The organism is Francisella sp. AG1 (genome assembly GCF_057683165.1).
On sequence record NZ_CM173135.1, the window covers coordinates 363,954 to 382,545 of the forward strand.

An 18,592-nucleotide genomic window follows, 5' to 3' on the forward strand; every position below is an offset into this window, starting at 1 on the left:
AATTACTTCGCTTTATATCCTAGTAGGTATTTTGAGAGAACTCTTTCAGTCTCAGAGGCATTAGGGCCTATGAACTGTACAATATAACGATATCTATTATCATTTTCTGAACTAGAGGCGCGCATGGTTTGGGGAAACACAGATACAACTCTAGCCTCACATCCGACTTGTTCTTTAAGTTCTGTAAGGGTTACAGAAATTCTTACAATATCATGAAGCTGTAATATTTTAGGGGTATTAATTTCCATTCCACCATCTTTTATTACTTTGACATGGGAGTTATGTACATCCTCACGATGATCATAAGTATAATCTATCTCAAATTTTATATCTTCTTCGCTATAGTCGATACTTATGTTTCCTTCTACAATATCGTTATGGCGATGAGTTTCAGAATTTTTATTTACTGGCTTAAGTGTTTCATTATTATCTGAGTGATCATCTGAATCGGTAATCTCATCATCTATTAACGATGGGTCAATTTCTAGCTCTTTATTTGTATCAATATCAATTTCTATAACATTGACATTTTCCTCTGTATCTTCCTCATCTCTATCTATATCAAAATTTTTAGTTGCAGTATCTTCTAATTCATTCTCAAAATCATCAGCTGATAGAATATCATCAGTTAAATTATCTTCACGTTGTTTTGTGCTTTGAGACTTTTCATTAAGCATGCCTTCACGAGGTTTTTTTTTTGCAGAGCTTTTTTTTTTATCATTTGCAGAATTCTTTTTTAAAAGATCTAATCTACTCATTTTACACACCTCTTTGATCTTGATCGGAATAATCGGTAGCTAATATAAATTATACTTGAAAGTAGTAGAAGTATACATATCGATAGATATTTATTGTGAGATATCCATAGTTTAATATCTATATGATTAACAAAGTCTAAAATAGCATGTCCGCAGAGGTAACCTAAAGAAATATATATAGAAGCCCAAACAAAACTGCTAATACTATCAAGACTAATAAACTTGATCTTACTAATGTTACTAAGCCCGACCATCACTATAGTTATCGTTCTTAAACCATATAAAAATCGAATACTAAGAATTGCTAAAGATTCATGTTTTTCTAAAAAGGCTAAAGATTTTTGAGCCTTATAGTTCCATGATGCTTTCTTTTGTATAATTTTTTTGCCTATAAATTTAGAGGCTATAAAAACAGCATTATCATGAAGAATAGCTCCAATAGTTGCAGCAATGATTACTTGTGGAAGGTTAAAAAGAGTAGCAGCTGTGGCTATACCAACCATAATTAAGAAAATTTCACCTTCAACAAAAACAGCTAAGGTTACAGCAAGATATCCCCAGTTGGCGAGTAAATTCCAAAATTCTTGAGCGCCCATGTTCAATTTTTATAAGAATTTGTAAGAAGTAATTCATCTACTAATACTAAAGCAAGCATAGCTTCTGCTATTGGAACTCCACGTATACCAACGCAAGGATCATGCCTACCTTTAGTTATTACAGTAGTATCATCACCTTTAATATCTATACTTTTTCCTGGTTGTAGGATACTTGATGTTGGTTTGAATGCTAATTTTGCTATTAGATTTTGACCTGTAGATATCCCTCCCAATATTCCACCAGCATGATTAGATAAAAATCCTTGGTCTTTACTTATCTCATCACGATGCTGACTACCTTTTTGTACGACACAATCAAATCCATCTCCAATGCTAACTGCTTTTACAGCATTAATACTCATTAATGCATGAGCAATATTGGCATCTAACCTATCAAATACAGGGCTACCTAGACCTGCATCTAACCCTGATGCAATAACAGTAACTTCAGCTCCTATAGAATCACCTTCTTTACGGATTTTATGAATTAAGTTTTCACAGTCATTGATTGATGTTTGGTTTGCAATAAAAAAAGGATTTTCATTTATGTAATGTTTATTTTCAAATTTTATTTTTAGTTCACCAATTTGTGAGCAAAACCCATATATTTCAATACTATGATGTTTGAGTATTTTTTTAGCAATCGCACCTGCTGCAACACGCATAGCTGTTTCTCTAGCAGAAGATCTGCCACCACCACGATAATCACGATTGCCATATTTTTTGAAATAAGTATAGTCAGCATGTCCGGGTCTAAATTTGTCTTTTATGTCACCATAATCTTTTGATTTTTGGTCTTGATTTTTTATGATCAAACCAATTGGCGTACCAGTAGTTTTACCTTCAAAAACTCCAGATATTATTTTTACTTGGTCTGGTTCTTTACGTTGGGTGGTAAATTTAGATTGACCAGGCTTACGTCTATCTAAATCTAGTTGAATATCTGCTTCACATAGAGCAATGTTGCTAGGGCAGCCATCAATAATTGCTGCAAGAGAGTCACCGTGACTTTCACCACAGGTAGTTACTGTGAAAATTTTACCAAAAGTGTTTCCTGACATAGTTGATAATAGTAAATAATTTATCTAGTTATAATAGCATAAAATACAGAGTGATTTTATCAAAGTTGAGTTTCCTGAAATGATTTAACTTTATGTATTCTTTCTATAGTAAAACTTTTGTATCACTAATACTGAAATAACTATAGAGATACCTAGGAGGTTAGTTTTTATAATCAATGGTGATGATAATAGAAAACTATTAAATAGCTCAGATAAGATACCAAGAAATGCAAAAGCTATAAATAAGTTGCTATACCCAATAAAAACTTGCTGCTTATAGTTCTTATATATTTGAGGAAACCAGTATAAGAAATGAAGGATTAAACTAATAGCCCCAGCAACTTGATAGGCTAAAGTCGCTTTAGATCTTATAGCCAGTATGGCTATTATAAAAGCATCACAAAGATAAGATTAATAACTTCTGGTATTTTTTTATTAAATGATAATTGTAACTGTTGGATTATAATGCCTATAAGATATGCTATAGCTATAGTTAAATATTGCCAATCTAGATTGGTTCCAATAGCTTGAACTATATTACATAGCACAGTAATGAACATACCAAATTGGGTTAATAAACTAATATTTTTTAGAGCAATTTTATTTTTGAAATTATGTATTATTTGGGGTATAAACTGTATTAAGTACATCATAAAAGAGATGTTTAAAGTTAAAATACCTATAGTTTGAGTATTAATGACAATGACTCCTATTTGAAAATTTACAATTATCACACACAGTTGTTACAGCAATGCTTTTTTAATAACCTGTATAGTCTTAATATAATATTCTAGTATACATTATTATAAAATGCTTATATCTTTACTTAAGCTTATCATTTTTTAAGTTATTAATTACAGTATATTTCTACTATATATTCATTATCTTTGGATTGTATTTTGGTTAACTGAAAAAGTATGATGAAATAGGTGGTGATTTGAGTAGTTTACTAATATGTCCATTTGCACTTTTAAAATGCATTTATATTTATTTTTTTTCAAAAAGGTATAAGTACTCTCCATAGCCATCTTTTTTCATATCTTCTTTTGGTATGAATTTAAGAGCAGCTGAGTTCATGCAATATCTTTTGCCTGTAGGTTTAGGTCCATCATCAAACACATGCCCCAAGTGTGATTTACCATGTTTAGAGAGTATTTCAACTCTACTCATAAACCAACTATTATCTTTTTTAGCTTCAATAAAGGATTTATTAATTGGTTTGCTAAAGCTCGGCCAGCCAGTTCCTGATTTATACTTATCTGTTGAGCTAAATAGAGGTTCTCCAGATACTATATCTACATATATACCTTGTTTATGGTTATTCCAATATTTGTTTTCAAAAGGTTTCTCAGTACCGCCTTTTTGAGTAACATAGTATTCAAGTTTAGTTAGTTTAAGTACGGCCTTAGGCTTGTCGAAATTTTGCCATGTTGGGGTATTAGATAGACCAAGTAAAGGAAGCATCACCAATATAAGTATTATTTTTTTCATAAAGTTACAGATAGTTATAATTAATAACATAAATATTAGCATAACTAATACTAAGCTATTAGATGTTATATTTATAATTTGCTTTTTAATTATAGATTATATTTGAAAATATTTGTATGATGATTTAAACGTTTATTTAAATTATTAAGAGGTATGGATATGAAAAAAACATATAAAATTTTAGGCTTAAGTATGACTGTACTTTTATTAACAAATTGTACTTCTTTGGACACAAAGCCATATAATCGCAATAATGATAATGAGTTAATTGTACATATGAAGGATGTCCATGACCAAAAAGCTGTTGGAACAATAACTATATCTCCATATATACATAACGGTAAGCAAGATGGTATGTTAATTACTCCTCATCTCTACAATTTACCTGGCCAAAGTGTACATGGTATGCACATCCATATTAATCCTAGTTGTGATGATATGGGGCAAGCTGCTGGGGGTCATTGGGACCCACAGAAGACTGGTAAACACTTAGGCCCATATAATGATTCTGGTCATAAGGGAGATTTACCAGTTTTAATTGTCGATGCTGACGGTACGGCAACTAAGCCAGTAGTAGCTCCAAAATTAGACTCCTTAGAGGAGCTTGTTGGCCATAGTTTGATGGTTCATAGTGGTTCTGATAATTATTCTGATAAACCTATGCCCTTAGGTGGAGGAGGTGATAGAATGTGGTGTGGACTTATTTCAGATTGATTGCATGAGTTATGAATTAATAGCTAGACTTAGTTCCTTCTTAATAATATTGCTTTTTATATCTTTATGGGAATTAATAGCTCCTATCAGAGAGTTGAAAATTTCTAAAAAAACTCGTTGGTTTAATAATTTAGCTTTAGTGTTTGTAAATACTTTCTTATTAAGGATTATTTTTCCGATAACAGCTGTTGGAGTCGCTATATTCTGTAGTGAGTATAATTTGGGATTATTAAATATTCTGTCAGTGCCTAAATGGTTGAGTTTTTTAATAGCTTTTCTAGTTCTTGATTTTACTATTTATATTCAACATGTTTTGTTTCATTATGTACCTGTGTTATGGAGATTTCATAAGGTTCATCATTTGGATTTAGATTTTGATGTTACTACAGGTTTACGCTTTCACCCGGTTGAGATAATTTTATCTATGTTGATAAAAATTATTATTATTATTTTTATTGGAGCCCCAGCAATAGTGGTAGTAATTTTTGAAATAATTTTAAATGGAACTTCTTTATTTAACCATGGCAATATACGATTGCCATATAAGTTGGATAAGGTTCTACGGATTATTATAGTCACTCCAGATGTGCATAGGATACATCATTCAATTATTCCAATTGAGACTAACTCTAATTTTGGTTTTAATCTAATAGTGTGGGATAAGTTAGGAAGGACATATAGGAAGCAGCCTAAAAATGGTCATGTTAATATGGAAATTGGCCTTGAGAAATACAGAAATCCTAAGATAACCCAAAGTTTTAAAAGCATGCTTAAGCTGCCTTTTAAGAATGGTTAAATATTGAATATCACTTACTACACGATTGAATTGTTTAGGGATTTTGTTGATAATAATACTAAAATAAAATTTTTAAATAAAAAAAGGTAAAATAATGTCGGAAATGAATCAGGTTGGTGAGATTTATGAACGTCCTTGGGGGACTTACCAAACTATTAATTTTACAGCTAAAAGTCAAACAAAAATAATTACAGTAACACCTAAAGGTCAGCTTTCTTTACAGAAGCATTTTAAACGAGCTGAGCATTGGGTTGTTGTAACTGGTAATCCGACTATTACAGTGGGTGCTAGTGTACGCGAATATGAAGTTGGTGAGCATGTTTTTATTCCTAAAGAATCAGTACATAGATTAGAAAATTTTACAGACAATGATGTTCAAATAATTGAAGTGCAAGTGGGAGAATATCTAGGAGAGGACGATATTGTTCGTTTAGAAGATATTTATAAACGCAATTAATTTAAAAATCCTCTTGATTAGTATTTGTATGAATTATTTATAGTAGGAATTTTTTAAAATTATTGGAGAAATTATATGACTGTAAAATCAAAAGCAGCTGTTGCCTATAAGGCCGGTAGCCCTCTTTCTATCGAAATAGTTAATGTAGCTCTGCCTAGGGATAATGAAGTTTTAGTTGAAATAAAAGCTACAGGTATATGTCATACAGATGCTTTTACTCTTTCAGGGAATGATCCAGAAGGATTATTTCCAGCGATACTAGGGCATGAAGGTGCGGGAGTGGTAGTAGAGGTTGGCAAGAATGTCACTTCTGTAAAGCCAGGTGATCATGTGATAGCTTTGTATACACCAGAATGCAGAGAGTGTAAGTATTGTTTAAACCCTAAAACAAATTTGTGTCAAGCTATTAGAGAAACTCAAGGTAAAGGATTAATGCCAGATGGTAGTTCGAGATTTACTACTGCTGATGGCAGAGAAATATTTCACTATATGGGGTGTTCAACTTTTTCAAACTATACAGTGCTGCCAGAAATAGCGGTTGCTAAAATTAGAAAAGATGCTCCTTTAGATAAAATTTGCTATATAGGTTGTGGTATAACAACAGGGGTTGGGGCTGTTGTTAAAACAGCTAATGTTGAGGCCGGAGCAAGCGTTGTTGTATTTGGTCTCGGAGGAATAGGTTTAAATGTAATTCAAGGTGCCAAATTAGTCGGGGCAGGACAGATAATTGGTGTTGATATTAATAATGATAGAAAAGATCTTGCACAACAATATGGTATGACTGATTTTGTTAACCCTAATGAAATAGATGATGATTTGGTGCAATATCTTATACGTTTGACAGGTGGTGGAGCAGATTATAGTTTTGAATGTATAGGTAAAACAGATATTATGCGTCAAGCACTTGAATGTACTCATAAAGGGTGGGGTCAGAGTGTTATTATTGGTGTGGCTGGATCTGGGGAAGAAATCAGTACCAGACCATTTCAATTAGTGACGGGTCGTACTTGGAAGGGCTCTGCTTTTGGAGGTATGCGAGGTAGAACAGATGTGCCAATGATAGTTGATTGGTATATGGATGGTCGTATTGATATTGATAACCTTATCACATCAAATATTAAGATTGAAGATATTAACAAAGGTTTTGAAAATATGCATAACAATATCAGAACTGTAGTAAGCTTTTAAAATATATAGAACTTTTCTAATTTTAGAAGAATTTACATTGTTGTTTTATCTAACTGTATGATAAAGACTATTTATTGTTATATACTTTGATAGCTTTATCAAGTAGCTCAAGAGCTCTTTTTAAAGAATCTGTTTCGAGTATGTAGGCAATACGAATTTCATCTTTACCAAGTCCTTTTGTTGCATAGAAGTCAGCTGCAGGAGAAACCATCACAGTTTCTTTATTATCATCAAAGTCTGTAAGTAACCATAATGCAAATTTTTCAGCATCATCTATTGGAAGTTTAGCAACTACATAAAAAGCACCTGTAGGCTTTTCACAGATTACACCATTCATTTTAGAAAGTGCTTCAAAGGTTACATCCCTTCTTTTTTCATATTCTTTGTTTACTTCTTTTAAGTATTCTTCAGATACTCCATATAAAGCTGCTGAACCAATTTGTTCAAGAGTTGGAACACATAGTCTAGCTTGACAAAGCTTAGTTACTTCTGTAATTAATTCTTTGTTTTTTGAACAGATTGAGCCAATCCTAGCTCCACAAGCACTATAACGCTTAGATACAGAATCAACAATTATAACTCTATCCTCAACTGATTTGATATTTCCAAAAGATGTGCAAGTAAGACCATCATAAGTAAATTCACGATATACCTCGTCACTTATTATAAATAAGTCTTTTTCTTTAGCTACTTCTGCTAGAACTTCTAGCTCATCTTTTGTATAGACTACACCAGTAGGATTGCCTGGGTTAGAGATCATTATTGCACGAGTTTTGTCAGTTACGCATGCTAGTATTTCTTCTTTAGATGGAAGATGAAAGCCTTCCTCTGCTTTTGTTGTGATTGGTTTGATGGCAACATCAACAGCTGTTGTAAAGCCATTGTAGTTTGTATAAAAAGGTTCTGGCACAAGTATTTCATCACCTGCATTACATGTTGTAATTGCAGCGAATATAAGAGCTTCAGAACCACCATTTGTAATTAAAATTTCATCTTCAGTAAAATTCATACCGAATCTTTTATAGTATTTTGATATTGCTTTGATAAGGCTAGGCTCACCATTAGCCACAGAGTAAGCTATAGTTTCTTTATCATAAGCTCTAATAGCATCCATAAACTCACTAGGAGTTTTAATATCAGGTTGGCCAATATTTAGATGATAAACTTTTTTGCCTTGCTCTTCTGCTTTAATTGAGTATGGTACTAGTTTGCGTACTGGTGAAGCTTGCATTGCTCGAACTCTTTTTGATAGCTGCATTTAAATAAATCCTTTTTTAGTTTAAATTAATTTAAGAAACTTTGAACGATTATAATATATTTTATCTGTGTAAAAAATATTTAATTTATTTATATTTATGAGTTTATTGTAATTATAAATTTAAGAGGAGTGGTATAATAATATTGCTGCAGCGTTATAACTATCGTATTTTACTATGTCTTTTGACAAACAATTAGAAAACAAAACTTTAAAAATAAATCTTATAGTCGCAACTGTATTTGCTATTTTTAGTATTATAATAGTTTATTTTTCCCAATCATTGACAGTATTGTTAGATACTGGAAATTCGGTGATCTCTATATTATTGTATGCTATTTCAATATATGTTTTAAGAAAAATAAATCAGCCAGCTAATAAGTATTACCATTATGGCTATCATCGTCTAGAACCTATTTTTATTATTTTAGAGTCATGGTTTGTATTGCTGATTGCTTTTAGTGTGATATTGATATCAATATTCAATATCTTTACTCATATTGTTAAACCAAATTATGGTATAGCATTATTTTCAGAGATTATAGGGACTATTGTTTGTTGCTTTATGTATTTTTTTGTAAACGATAGAGCAAAAAAAACAGGATCTAAAATTCTCTACTCTGATGCTTTAATGTGGAAAGCTGATGCATTTCTCGGGTTAGGCGTGGTTTTGAGTATATCTGTGGGCTATGGATTAGAGATTATAGGTTACAACTTACTCGCCTTATATGTTGACCCTATTATTGCTATTTTTATAGGGTTTTATATTATGATAAATCCTATAAAGCTAGCAAAAGAAGCATATAAGCATATATTGGATGCAGCACCAGATTTTAAATTTAAAAATCAGGTTTTAAGTTTAGCTAATAAAGTGATTGAAAATTTAGATGTGTCAATTAGTAAAGTTAAAATAACTCAATCGGGACGTTTTATATTTATAGATGTTTATTTGATTTTACCTGAAATAATTGAAACTCAAAAAATATTAACCATCAAATCACAGCTGAGACAAGAACTTAAAAATCATTTCCATCAGAATAAATTAAAAGTATATATTGTTATTTGAATATAAAATGGTTGTCCTTCTACTTGTATAACTATATAAGAGCAGATATATTAGTTTAGGTGTAATATCAATCATATAAGATTCTATGCTACTACATTTATCAATTAAAAATTTTGCGATTATTAGGTCAACGGAGATTGATTTTAAAGAAGGTATGACCGTGTTAACAGGTGAAACTGGGGCTGGTAAATCAATATTGCTTGATGCACTTAGTTTTGTATTAGGTGCTAGGCTTGAAAAAGCATTTTTGCAAGACGGGAGTATTACAGAAGTTTCTGCTACTTTTTGTATTAAAGATAATCAAAAAGCTCAAAAAATACTGGATGGTTTTTTCATAGAATATGAAAATTATGAGTGCATTTTTAGACGTGTTGTAAATAAGACAAAACAAAGTCGTTTATTTATAAATGGCAGCGTAGTAAAAGCTGCGGATGTTAAGAAACTATCAGATAAATTAATTAATATATACAGTCAAAATTCACATCAAGATTTGTTGGATTCTAAGTCACAACTAGCATTATTAGATAGTTTTGCTAATAATGATGAGCTCTTGAGAAACGTTGCAGACTATTATTATTTGTTACAGCAAATAAATTCTGAAATAGCCGACTTAAAAGAATCTATTAGTAGTCAGAATAGTCAGAAAGAGCTTTTGAAGTATAAGTTTGAGGAATTGGTGGCTATAGGGTTAGCCGAGAATGAGTTCGAAAAATTGTCACAAAAACAGCACAATCTATCAAGTGTTGATGATATAAGCTATAGTTTAAATTATATTTCAAGTTTGATATATGATAATGAGTCTAATGTCATATCTATGCTTACTGAGTTAGAAAAAGAAGTATCAAAATTTGATGATTTGACTTATAAGAATTTACAAGAATTAATATCTCAAGCAAAAGTTTATGCACAAGAGAGCTATGATGAAGCGCAAAATAGACTTGAATCACTTGAGCAAGATCCTGAGGAATTAGCAAAAGTGGAACATAGAATGTCTGAAATATATGATCTTGCACGTAAGCATAAAATTGAGCCTAGCTATTTATATCAACATATTCAGGAGCTACAGCAGCAGTTAGATGAATTCACTCAGGATAGTTCTAAGTTAGAGGAATTGAATCAAAATAAGCAAGAACTAGAAAATAATTATGATAGTTATGCGAATCAACTTAGTAAGGTGCGTAAAAAACTAGCTAAAGAGTTTTCAAAACAAGTAGAAAAAAATATTCGTTCACTAAATATTCCTAAAGGTAGCTTCGAGGCGAGCATTATAAATTCTGGTATCAGGACATCAAAAGGTATTGATGAGTGCCATTTTATGATTAACTTTAATTTGGGTGAGCAATTATCGCCTGTGAAAAAAGTGGCTTCTGGAGGGGAGCTTAGTAGGATAGGGCTATCAATACAGGCTGTGTCAGCTGAAAAAAGGTCATATCCCACACTTGTTTTTGATGAGGTGGATGTCGGAATATCTGGAGCTACAGCAGAAATTGTTGGTAAGTTACTGAATAAACTTTCTAAGAAGTTACAAGTATTATGTATTACACATCAGCCGCAAGTTGCAGCTCAAGGGCAAATACACTTGCATGTAACTAAAAAATATCTCAAGGATACTACAGTATCAAAGATTATAGAATTGAATCAAGAGCAACGAATAAAAGAAATTGCTAAGATAGTTGGTGGAGTTGATATCTCTGAAAATACATTATCTCATGCAAGGGAGTTGCTAGGGTTATAGAAAACTTAGTGGTTCTTTATTATATTAGTACGTAGTTTGACAAGATGTTGGTACATTACTTAATGTAAGAGTGGTTGCACTAGCATTATGAGAGCAGCTCCAGTTAAAAACCTTACCATTAGATATGCCGGTTAGCCTAAGCTGATCGTTAGCATTAGAAAAAACATTAGAATTTCTTTGAGACATATCTATTTCAATGGTTGCACCTGAAGAACTACTATCGATAATGCTTATACCAGTTGGAGTAGCATAGCTTTGGGTTGATATGTTGATACTATTGTTGATGTCGTCTTCTATTTCAGCTTTAATACCACCAATACTACTAATAGCATCAATCATTGAAGCTCTTTCTTTATAATTGGAGTACATTGGAAAAGCTACAGCAGCTAAAATTGCAATTATTGCAATTACAACCATTAGCTCTATGAGTGAAAAACCTTTATTTTTTTTCTTCATATCCATACTTTATAAAAGCTACTATACTTTGATTATATCTGAAAAAATACTTTTTATTAAAGCAATTTGAAGAGAAATTTGTATCTTAAATATAAAAAACCACTAAGAAGTGGTTTATAAGATAGTTATTAGTTTAATTAATTTAATTTGTTGTACAGTTAGATGGTGCTTGAGATGAAGAAACACCATTAATATTACATGCCCATGTAACAGCACCAGATCCTACTGTTGGAGACAAGCTGATAGTGGCTCCAGATACTTGTGGTGAAGGATAACTGATAACGCCAGTTGTAACAGTAGCGCCACTTGGAAGATTATCATTGGTAGTATTGTCCATATCAACACCAGTTAGCGTACCATTATTATTAGAAATCTCCTCAGCAACTTCGGCTTTTACGCCACCTAGAGCAGATAGATCAGATCCAAGCTTAGCACGAGTAGTGTAGTTAGAATACATCGGGATAGCTACTGCCGCTAGAATAGCAATAATAGCGATCACCACCATTAACTCGACTAGTGAGAAACCTTTTTGTACTTGCTTTTTCATGATTCATTTTCCTTTTCGTTTTTGTTTAACTTTTAACAATACTATAAAAAAATGCCATATAGTATACCAACCATTATATGCCTAAAAATAATTCATTCAATATTTTTTAAAAAATAAATTACTAATATCTCAAGATACCTATCCCTATCTTAGGAGAAAATAAGCTAATTTGTTAACATAATTTATAGTTGTTTATATATTTTAGCAATTTATTTGGTTTGTTTAATAATATGGCAATCTAGATTTTTTTGATATACTAAAAAACCTAGATTCAATAATTAATAAGTTTTTTATGTTAATTCAGAGGTTACAGTTTAATATATTAGCTTTTAGAGAAGTGTTTAAGAGACCAAAAATCGCAAACAATAAGCTGCCTAAATATTTACAATTGAAATATACATTTATACCTATACTTTTAATAGTTTTATTTACTTATTATAATCTTGATACTTTGGTTGAGAGCTATATAAAGCACTCTTTACCTCATATTGTTGATACTGTATTTAGGAATATTACTAATTTAGGGAAAGCAGAGTATATCCTGATTATTTGTGGGATTGTTATTATTGCTCGTTTGTTTGTAGATATTTCCAAGTTTTCTGAGAATGTTAGATATTTAGTTACGAGATTAACTGTTTACTCCGTATTTATGGTTGCAACAGTTGCTATTAGTGGTATATTTGGCCAAGTTTTAAAAATGATAATAGGTAGAGCTCGTCCTAAATTTTTCTTAGAAGAAGGATCACATTATTTTCAGCATTTCCATGCTCCAGGCTATGATTTTGCAAGTATGCCTTCGGGACATTCGATAACAGTTGCAGCTATGTTTATAGCTTTTTTATATATTTTTCCACGTTTGAAATATATGTGGTATGTTTTGATTATAATATTTGCTGGCAGCAGGATTGTTATAGGTTCTCATTATCCTAGTGATGTGATATTTGGTGTTGCTATAGGGTGTTATTGTTCAGCATATATATATTATTGGATGAAAAATAGATCTTTTATATAAAAGAGTCATATATAAGGAGGCTAGACTTCTTATATTTATATGAAAGGTTATTGCTATTTTAGATAAAGAGTTTTTTAAAAAACTCCCAAAGCCAGTATAAAATTTGCTATCATATACACATCTTTTTTACTTTTAATAAGCATCAAAACAATGATATTAATTGATGGTAAAGCCCTTTCTCAAGATCTTAAGGAAAGGCTTGCAAACCAGGTTCAAGATTACAAAAACAAATTAAATATAACCCCAAAGCTTGTAGCCATAATTGTTGGAGATGATCCTGCGAGCAAAACCTATGTAGCATCAAAAGAGAAAGCCTGTGCTAAAGTTGGTATAGATTCTGAGGTGATTGTTCTTCCTGAGACAACTTCAGAAAAAGAGTTGCTAATACTGATTGAAAAGTTAAATAGTGATTCTTCTGTTAATGCTATATTAGTACAGCTTCCTTTACCTTTTCATATTGACAAGCAGAATGTTATATACAGTATAAAACCAGAGAAAGATGTAGATGGATTTCATCCAGCAAATGTTGGTAGACTTCAGTTGAGAGATAAGAAATGTCTAGAATCATGCACCCCTAAAGGTATTATGACTATGTTAAGAGAGTATGATATAAAAACAGAAGGTGCTTATGCAGTAGTCGTGGGAGCAAGCAATATAGTTGGTAAACCTGTATCTCAACTATTATTAAACGCTAAAGCTACAGTTACGACATGCCATAGATTTACAAAAGATCTAAAATCTCATACTACTAAAGCAGATATATTAGTAGTGGCTGTAGGTAAGTATAACTTTATAACTGCTGATATGATTAAACCTGGAGCAGTAGTTATTGATGTTGGTATCAATCATGTTGATGGCAAAATTAGAGGAGATGTTGATTTTGATGCAGTGAAAAGTAAAGTAACTGCTATCACTCCTGTACCTGGCGGTGTTGGACCAATGACGATTACAGAGCTTTTATATAATACTTTTCAATGTTGTAAAGAACAGAATGAGGAAATAAATTAATGTCTAGCCTAAAATATGAGGATGCCGGAGTAAATATAGAAGCTGGTAACCAAGCTGTTGAGCAAATGAAAGAACATGTTAAAAAAACTTTTACAAAAGATGTTTTAACAGGTTTAGGAAGTTTTGGATCTCTTTATTCATTAAAGACTGTCATCAACGCTTATGATGATCCTGTATTAGTGCAATCTATAGATGGTGTGGGGACAAAGACAAAAGTTGCTGTGATGTGTGGTAAATTTGAAAACCTTGGTTATGATCTCTTTTCAGCTGCGACCAATGATATTGTTGTAATGGGGGCTAAACCGATTACTTTCTTAGATTATGTTGCTCACGATAAGCTAGATCCTAAAATTATGGAAGAACTTATTAGGGGAATGTCAAAAGCATGTGCTGAGTCAGGCGTATCTTTAGTAGGAGGCGAAACAGCTGAAATGCCAGGTGTATATCAAACAGGTGAAATTGATATGGTTGGTATTATCACTGGTATTGTTGATAGGAATAAAGTTATCAATGGTGAAAATATAAAAGATGGAGATATTGTGTTTGGCTTAAGTTCATCAGGCTTGCATACTAATGGTTATTCTTTTGCTCGTAAATTATTTTTTGAGGTTGTAGGTAATAAACATACAGATACATATCCAGAATTAGATGGTAAGTCAATAGGTGATGTTTTACTTGAACCACATATTAACTATACAAATATTATTCATGATTTTTTAGATAATGGTGTGGAAATTAAAGGTATGGCACATATTACAGGAGGTGGTTTTATTGAAAATATTCCTCGGGTATTGCCAGATGGTTTAGGTGCAGATATTATTAAGAATAGTTTTGAAATTCCAGCGGTATTTAAGCTTATGCAGCAAATTGGTAATATAAGTGAGTTTGAAATGTATCGTTCGTTTAATATGGGTGTTGGTATGGTGGTTATAGCTAGCCATGATCAGTTCGAGAAAATGCAAAACTTAGCTAAAAATCACACTAATACAGAGTTATATAAAATAGGTAAGGTTACAAATACAGGTAAGGTGGAAGTTATCTAATGGTTGGTAAACAAGCTATCATCAATAATTTAAAAAATGTTTTAAAGTCAACGAACCTTAAGATTAAAGATAAATATGTAGGCAAAGTCAGAGATATGTACTTTACTGCAAATAAAAGTATTTTAATCTCAACAGATAGGCAATCTGCTTTTGATAGGCCATTAGGTTTTATACCGTTTAAAGGTCAAATATTAGCTCAATCATCAGTTTGGTGGTTTAAGGAAACAGCCCATATTGTTAAAAATCATTTCATAGCTTCCCCAGATCCTAATGTTGTAATTGCTAAAAAAGCAAAAGTACTACCTATAGAATTTGTTGTTAGAGGATATATTACTGGATCAACATCAACATCTTTGTGGACTCATTATGAAAGAGGAGGGAGAGACTATTGTGGTAATATCATACCTGAAGGCTTAAAGAAAAATCATAAGTTGTCACAAAATATTTTAACTCCTACAACTAAGGAGCAAGACCATGATCGCCCAATATCAGCTAAAGATATTGTCAAAGAACAATGGTTAACTCAAGAACAATGGGATTTTGCATCTCAAAAAGCTCTAGAACTTTTTGAATTTGGTCAAAAAAAAGCCTTAGAGCATGGTTTAATCTTAGCTGATACTAAGTATGAGTTTGGGGTTGATGAATCTACGGGTGAAATCATCCTTATCGATGAGATTCACACTCCTGATAGTTCAAGATTCTGGCTAGAAAGTAGTTACTCTAAGCGAATAAAAGAAGGCCTAGAGCCAGAAAATATTGATAAGGAGTTTTTTAGACTTTGGTTTGCAAAAAAATGTGATCCGTATAAAGATAAAATTTTACCTGAAGCACCTCAAGAGCTGGTTGTAGAGTTATCTAAAAAATACATAACCCTTTTCGAAATGATAACAGGGCAGGTATTTAAGTTACCAAATGATATAGAAGCTTTAAATCAACGAATTACTAAAAATGTTATGAATTATCTAAATATGGAGAAACAGATGAATATCCTTCTTATTGGTTCAGGTAGTAGAGAACATGCTCTTGCTGAAGCTATAAAAAGAAGCTCTATAGAAAATAAGCTTTTTTGCATAAGTAATGCTGTTAATCCAGGTATTGACAAGATAGCCGAGGGTTATCATATTGCTAATATTTGTGATTGTGACAATATCTCAGAATATGCGAAATCTAAAGATATTGATATTGCTATAATTGGTCCAGAAGCTCCTTTGGAAGTAGGCTTAGCAGATAAGTTAAAATTAGAAGGTATAGGTGTTGTAGGACCAACTAAGGCTCTAGCTCAATTAGAAACATCAAAAGGTTTTACTAGAGATTTGATCCAGGATTATGATATTCGAGCAAATCCTTTTTTTAGGAAGTTTGATTCAATGGCTGGCGTTGAAGAAACTTTAAGAAAATATGAGAAGAAATTTGTAATCAAAGCAGATGGATTATGCGGAGGTAAAGGAGTGCTTGTATGGGGAGACCATATACATAGTATGAGTGAAGCTCTTAATCACTGTCAATCCTTAGTTGATAGTGGTAGTGAATTTGTTATAGAAGAAAAATTAGTTGGTCAAGAATTTTCATTAATATCTTTTACAGATGGTAAGAATTTTATTCATATGCCTGCTGTCCAAGATCATAAACGTGCCCATGAAAGAGATCAGGGGCCTAATACTGGTGGTATGGGTACATACTCTGACGCTAATCATAGCTTACCTTTTTTGTCTGATAAGGATGTTAAAAGGGCAAAGAAAATTAATGAAAAAGTTGCATTTGCTTTGGCAGATAAATTTGATGAGCCATATCAAGGAATCCTTTATGGAGGGTTTATGGCTACTAAGGATGATACTAAAGTTATAGAATATAATGCTCGCTTTGGTGACCCAGAAGCTATGAACTTACTAACATTACTTGAGACAGATTTTGTTGAAATAGTTAAGGGTATAACAACTAGTACGCTTGATAAAGTTAAAGCTAAGTTTAAACAGCAGGCTAGCGTATGTAAATATTTGGTACCCTTAGGATATCCAAACCATTCTGTTAAAAATTTTGAGATAGATATTTCTCAGTGTCCAAATGATGTTGAATTGTTTCTTGGGGCTGTTGATTATAGAGATGGCAAGCTTATAGGTACAGGCTCACGAGCAATAGCGGTGCTTGGGTTAGGTGATACTATATCAGAAGCAGAGCAAAAAGCTGAAAAAGCAGTAAAAAGTATCTATGGCAAGTTGTATCATAGACCTGATATAGGTACAAAAGAGCTTATTAATGAGCGTATAAGGCATATGAATATGTTGCGAGGCAATAAATATCAGGAGTTAAAATAGACTATGTCTAAATTAAAACTTGCTATATTGGGTTCAACACGCGGAACCAATATGCAAGCTATAATAGATGCTATATCTACAAAAGAAATTAATGCAAATATAGATATAGTTCTTTCAAATAGGAAAAATGCATATATTTTACAAAGGGCTCAAAAACATTCTATAGTTAATAAGTATATAGCTTCAAAAGACTTAATTAGAGAAGAATACGATCAATTACTTATAGATGAGTTACAGCAATATAGTCCTGACCTAATTTTACTAATTGGTTTTATGCGTATTTTAAGTCCGGTTTTTATCAGAGCATTTGATGGTAAAGTCTTGAATATTCATCCATCACTATTACCAAAGCATGCGGGATTGATGGATTTAGACGTACATCAATCAGCTATAGCTGCTGGTGATGAGATTTCTGGCTGTACAATTCATCAAGTCACTGAAAAAGTTGATGCTGGTAGTATTGTTTTACAATTACAATGCAAAATTGATAAAGATGATACAGCAGAAATTCTAAAACAAAAAGTACAAGCCTTGGAAAGTAAAGCGTGGATTAGTGTTATTAAAAATTGGAAAAACCGGTAAAGTATATTCTAGGAGTAGGTTATGGATATAGAAGTTGGTGTGATAATGGGCTCTAAGTCTGACTGGAGCACTATGAAAGAATGTTGTGATATCTTGGGAATGTTAGGTATTAAATATGAATGCGAAGTAGTTTCTGCTCATAGAACTCCAGATAAAATGTTTAGTTATGCTGAAACAGCAAAAGAAAGAGGCATAAAAGTTATAATAGCTGGTGCTGGTGGGGCTGCACATTTGCCTGGAATGGTTGCTGCAAAAACAGAGCTTCCTGTACTGGGGGTGCCTGTTAAATCAAGCACTTTAAATGGTAAGGATAGTTTATTGTCTATAGTGCAGATGCCAGCAGGTATTCCTGTTGCTACTTTTGCAATAGGCGTTGCAGGTAGCAAAAATGCCGCACTCTTTGCCGCAAGTATTTTGCAACATACTAATGAGAAGGTTGCTCAAGCATTAGTTAAATATAGAGCGGATCAAACACAATCTGTTTTAGATAATCCAAATCCTAGCGAGAAGTAATG

Annotated in this window: 19 protein-coding genes and 1 pseudogene; 12 read left to right on the forward strand and 8 right to left on the reverse strand. The window is 32.2% G+C overall.

The window, feature by feature from the left end:
- Nucleotides 1-2: 2 nt before the first annotated feature.
- The 5 genes and pseudogenes from ACR0PV_RS01820 to msrB form a co-directional block, all read right to left on the reverse strand.
- On the reverse strand, nucleotides 3-758 hold the full coding sequence (locus tag ACR0PV_RS01820; protein ID WP_488173340.1) for a PilZ domain-containing protein: 756 nt from the start codon (nucleotides 756-758) through the stop codon (nucleotides 3-5).
- The gene (locus ACR0PV_RS01825; RefSeq protein ID WP_488173341.1) at nucleotides 755-1,354 is read right to left on the reverse strand and encodes a DedA family protein; all 600 of its coding nucleotides are present in this window, start codon (nucleotides 1,352-1,354) and stop codon (nucleotides 755-757) included. The genes ACR0PV_RS01820 and ACR0PV_RS01825 overlap by 4 nt, the downstream gene beginning before the upstream one ends.
- Nucleotides 1,355-1,356: 2 nt before the next feature.
- Complete coding sequence (aroC, locus tag ACR0PV_RS01830) at nucleotides 1,357-2,415, reverse strand: chorismate synthase (RefSeq protein ID WP_488173342.1); 1,059 nt, start codon at nucleotides 2,413-2,415, stop codon at nucleotides 1,357-1,359.
- Between the two features lie 90 nt (nucleotides 2,416-2,505).
- Nucleotides 2,506-3,068 (reverse strand): annotated as a pseudogene (locus tag ACR0PV_RS01835) (PQ-loop domain-containing transporter).
- Nucleotides 3,069-3,402: 334 nt separating this feature from the next.
- The gene (gene msrB / locus ACR0PV_RS01840; protein ID WP_488173343.1) at nucleotides 3,403-3,906 is read right to left on the reverse strand and encodes a peptide-methionine (R)-S-oxide reductase MsrB; all 504 of its coding nucleotides are present in this window, start codon (nucleotides 3,904-3,906) and stop codon (nucleotides 3,403-3,405) included.
- Nucleotides 3,907-4,065: 159 nt separating this feature from the next.
- Here msrB and ACR0PV_RS01845 point away from each other — a divergent pair, with 159 nt between their 5' ends.
- The 4 genes from ACR0PV_RS01845 to ACR0PV_RS01860 all read left to right on the forward strand — a co-directional run bounded on the left by ACR0PV_RS01845 (nucleotide 4,066) and on the right by ACR0PV_RS01860 (nucleotide 7,061).
- A complete protein-coding gene (locus ACR0PV_RS01845; protein WP_488173934.1) occupies nucleotides 4,066-4,620 on the forward strand; it encodes a superoxide dismutase family protein in 555 nt (184 codons plus the stop codon).
- Nucleotides 4,621-4,624: 4 nt separating this feature from the next.
- Nucleotides 4,625-5,416 (forward strand): sterol desaturase family protein, encoded by a 792-nt coding sequence (locus ACR0PV_RS01850; RefSeq protein ID WP_488173935.1) that lies wholly within the window; start codon nucleotides 4,625-4,627, stop codon nucleotides 5,414-5,416.
- Nucleotides 5,417-5,510: 94 nt separating this feature from the next.
- Nucleotides 5,511-5,873 (forward strand): phosphomannose isomerase type II C-terminal cupin domain, encoded by a 363-nt coding sequence (locus tag ACR0PV_RS01855; protein ID WP_488173344.1) that lies wholly within the window; start codon nucleotides 5,511-5,513, stop codon nucleotides 5,871-5,873.
- Between the two features lie 75 nt (nucleotides 5,874-5,948).
- Nucleotides 5,949-7,061, forward strand: coding sequence for an S-(hydroxymethyl)glutathione dehydrogenase/class III alcohol dehydrogenase (locus ACR0PV_RS01860; protein ID WP_488173345.1), 1,113 nt, complete (start codon nucleotides 5,949-5,951; stop codon nucleotides 7,059-7,061).
- Nucleotides 7,062-7,128: 67 nt separating this feature from the next.
- Here the strand turns inward: ACR0PV_RS01860 and ACR0PV_RS01865 are convergent, their stop codons facing one another.
- On the reverse strand, nucleotides 7,129-8,319 hold the full coding sequence (locus tag ACR0PV_RS01865; RefSeq protein ID WP_488173346.1) for a pyridoxal phosphate-dependent aminotransferase: 1,191 nt from the start codon (nucleotides 8,317-8,319) through the stop codon (nucleotides 7,129-7,131).
- A 175-nt stretch (nucleotides 8,320-8,494) separates the two neighbouring features.
- Here ACR0PV_RS01865 and ACR0PV_RS01870 point away from each other — a divergent pair, with 175 nt between their 5' ends.
- Together ACR0PV_RS01870 and recN are read left to right on the forward strand one after the other, a co-directional pair.
- Nucleotides 8,495-9,382, forward strand: a complete 888-nt coding sequence (locus tag ACR0PV_RS01870; RefSeq protein WP_488173347.1) for a cation diffusion facilitator family transporter — start codon at nucleotides 8,495-8,497, stop codon at nucleotides 9,380-9,382.
- Nucleotides 9,383-9,467: 85 nt separating this feature from the next.
- Entirely contained in the window at nucleotides 9,468-11,117 is a 1,650-nt protein-coding gene (gene recN / locus ACR0PV_RS01875; RefSeq protein ID WP_488173348.1) for a DNA repair protein RecN, read from the forward strand.
- A gap of 24 nt (nucleotides 11,118-11,141) precedes the next feature.
- Here recN and ACR0PV_RS01880 read toward each other — a convergent pair whose 3' ends face one another.
- Both ACR0PV_RS01880 and ACR0PV_RS01885 read right to left on the reverse strand, forming a co-directional pair.
- Nucleotides 11,142-11,573 (reverse strand): prepilin-type N-terminal cleavage/methylation domain-containing protein, encoded by a 432-nt coding sequence (locus tag ACR0PV_RS01880; RefSeq protein WP_488173349.1) that lies wholly within the window; start codon nucleotides 11,571-11,573, stop codon nucleotides 11,142-11,144.
- A 142-nt stretch (nucleotides 11,574-11,715) separates the two neighbouring features.
- On the reverse strand, nucleotides 11,716-12,120 hold the full coding sequence (locus ACR0PV_RS01885; protein WP_488173350.1) for a pilin: 405 nt from the start codon (nucleotides 12,118-12,120) through the stop codon (nucleotides 11,716-11,718).
- Between the two features lie 292 nt (nucleotides 12,121-12,412).
- On the opposite strand from ACR0PV_RS01885, the gene lpxE reads away from it, so the two are divergent.
- The 6 genes from lpxE (at nucleotide 12,413) to purE (ending at nucleotide 18,590) form a co-directional block, all read left to right on the forward strand.
- Nucleotides 12,413-13,132 carry a lipid A 1-phosphatase LpxE gene (lpxE, locus tag ACR0PV_RS01890; protein ID WP_488173351.1) on the forward strand — a complete coding sequence of 240 codons (720 nt, stop codon included), beginning with the start codon at nucleotides 12,413-12,415 and terminating at the stop codon, nucleotides 13,130-13,132.
- 150 nt (nucleotides 13,133-13,282) lie between these two features.
- The gene (gene folD / locus ACR0PV_RS01895; protein ID WP_488173352.1) at nucleotides 13,283-14,140 is read left to right on the forward strand and encodes a bifunctional methylenetetrahydrofolate dehydrogenase/methenyltetrahydrofolate cyclohydrolase FolD; all 858 of its coding nucleotides are present in this window, start codon (nucleotides 13,283-13,285) and stop codon (nucleotides 14,138-14,140) included.
- Nucleotides 14,140-15,183 (forward strand): phosphoribosylformylglycinamidine cyclo-ligase, encoded by a 1,044-nt coding sequence (gene purM / locus ACR0PV_RS01900; RefSeq protein WP_488173353.1) that lies wholly within the window; start codon nucleotides 14,140-14,142, stop codon nucleotides 15,181-15,183. Before folD ends, purM begins: the two co-directional genes overlap by 1 nt.
- Nucleotides 15,183-17,495 carry a phosphoribosylamine--glycine ligase gene (purD, locus tag ACR0PV_RS01905; protein WP_488173354.1) on the forward strand — a complete coding sequence of 771 codons (2,313 nt, stop codon included), beginning with the start codon at nucleotides 15,183-15,185 and terminating at the stop codon, nucleotides 17,493-17,495. Before purM ends, purD begins: the two co-directional genes overlap by 1 nt.
- Before the next feature lie 3 nt (nucleotides 17,496-17,498).
- Nucleotides 17,499-18,077: a phosphoribosylglycinamide formyltransferase gene (purN, locus tag ACR0PV_RS01910; RefSeq protein WP_488173355.1), complete on the forward strand. Its 579-nt coding sequence runs from the start codon at nucleotides 17,499-17,501 to the stop codon at nucleotides 18,075-18,077.
- Nucleotides 18,078-18,098: 21 nt separating this feature from the next.
- The gene (gene purE, locus ACR0PV_RS01915) at nucleotides 18,099-18,590 is read left to right on the forward strand and encodes a 5-(carboxyamino)imidazole ribonucleotide mutase (RefSeq protein ID WP_488173356.1); all 492 of its coding nucleotides are present in this window, start codon (nucleotides 18,099-18,101) and stop codon (nucleotides 18,588-18,590) included.
- Nucleotides 18,591-18,592 lie beyond the last annotated feature (2 nt).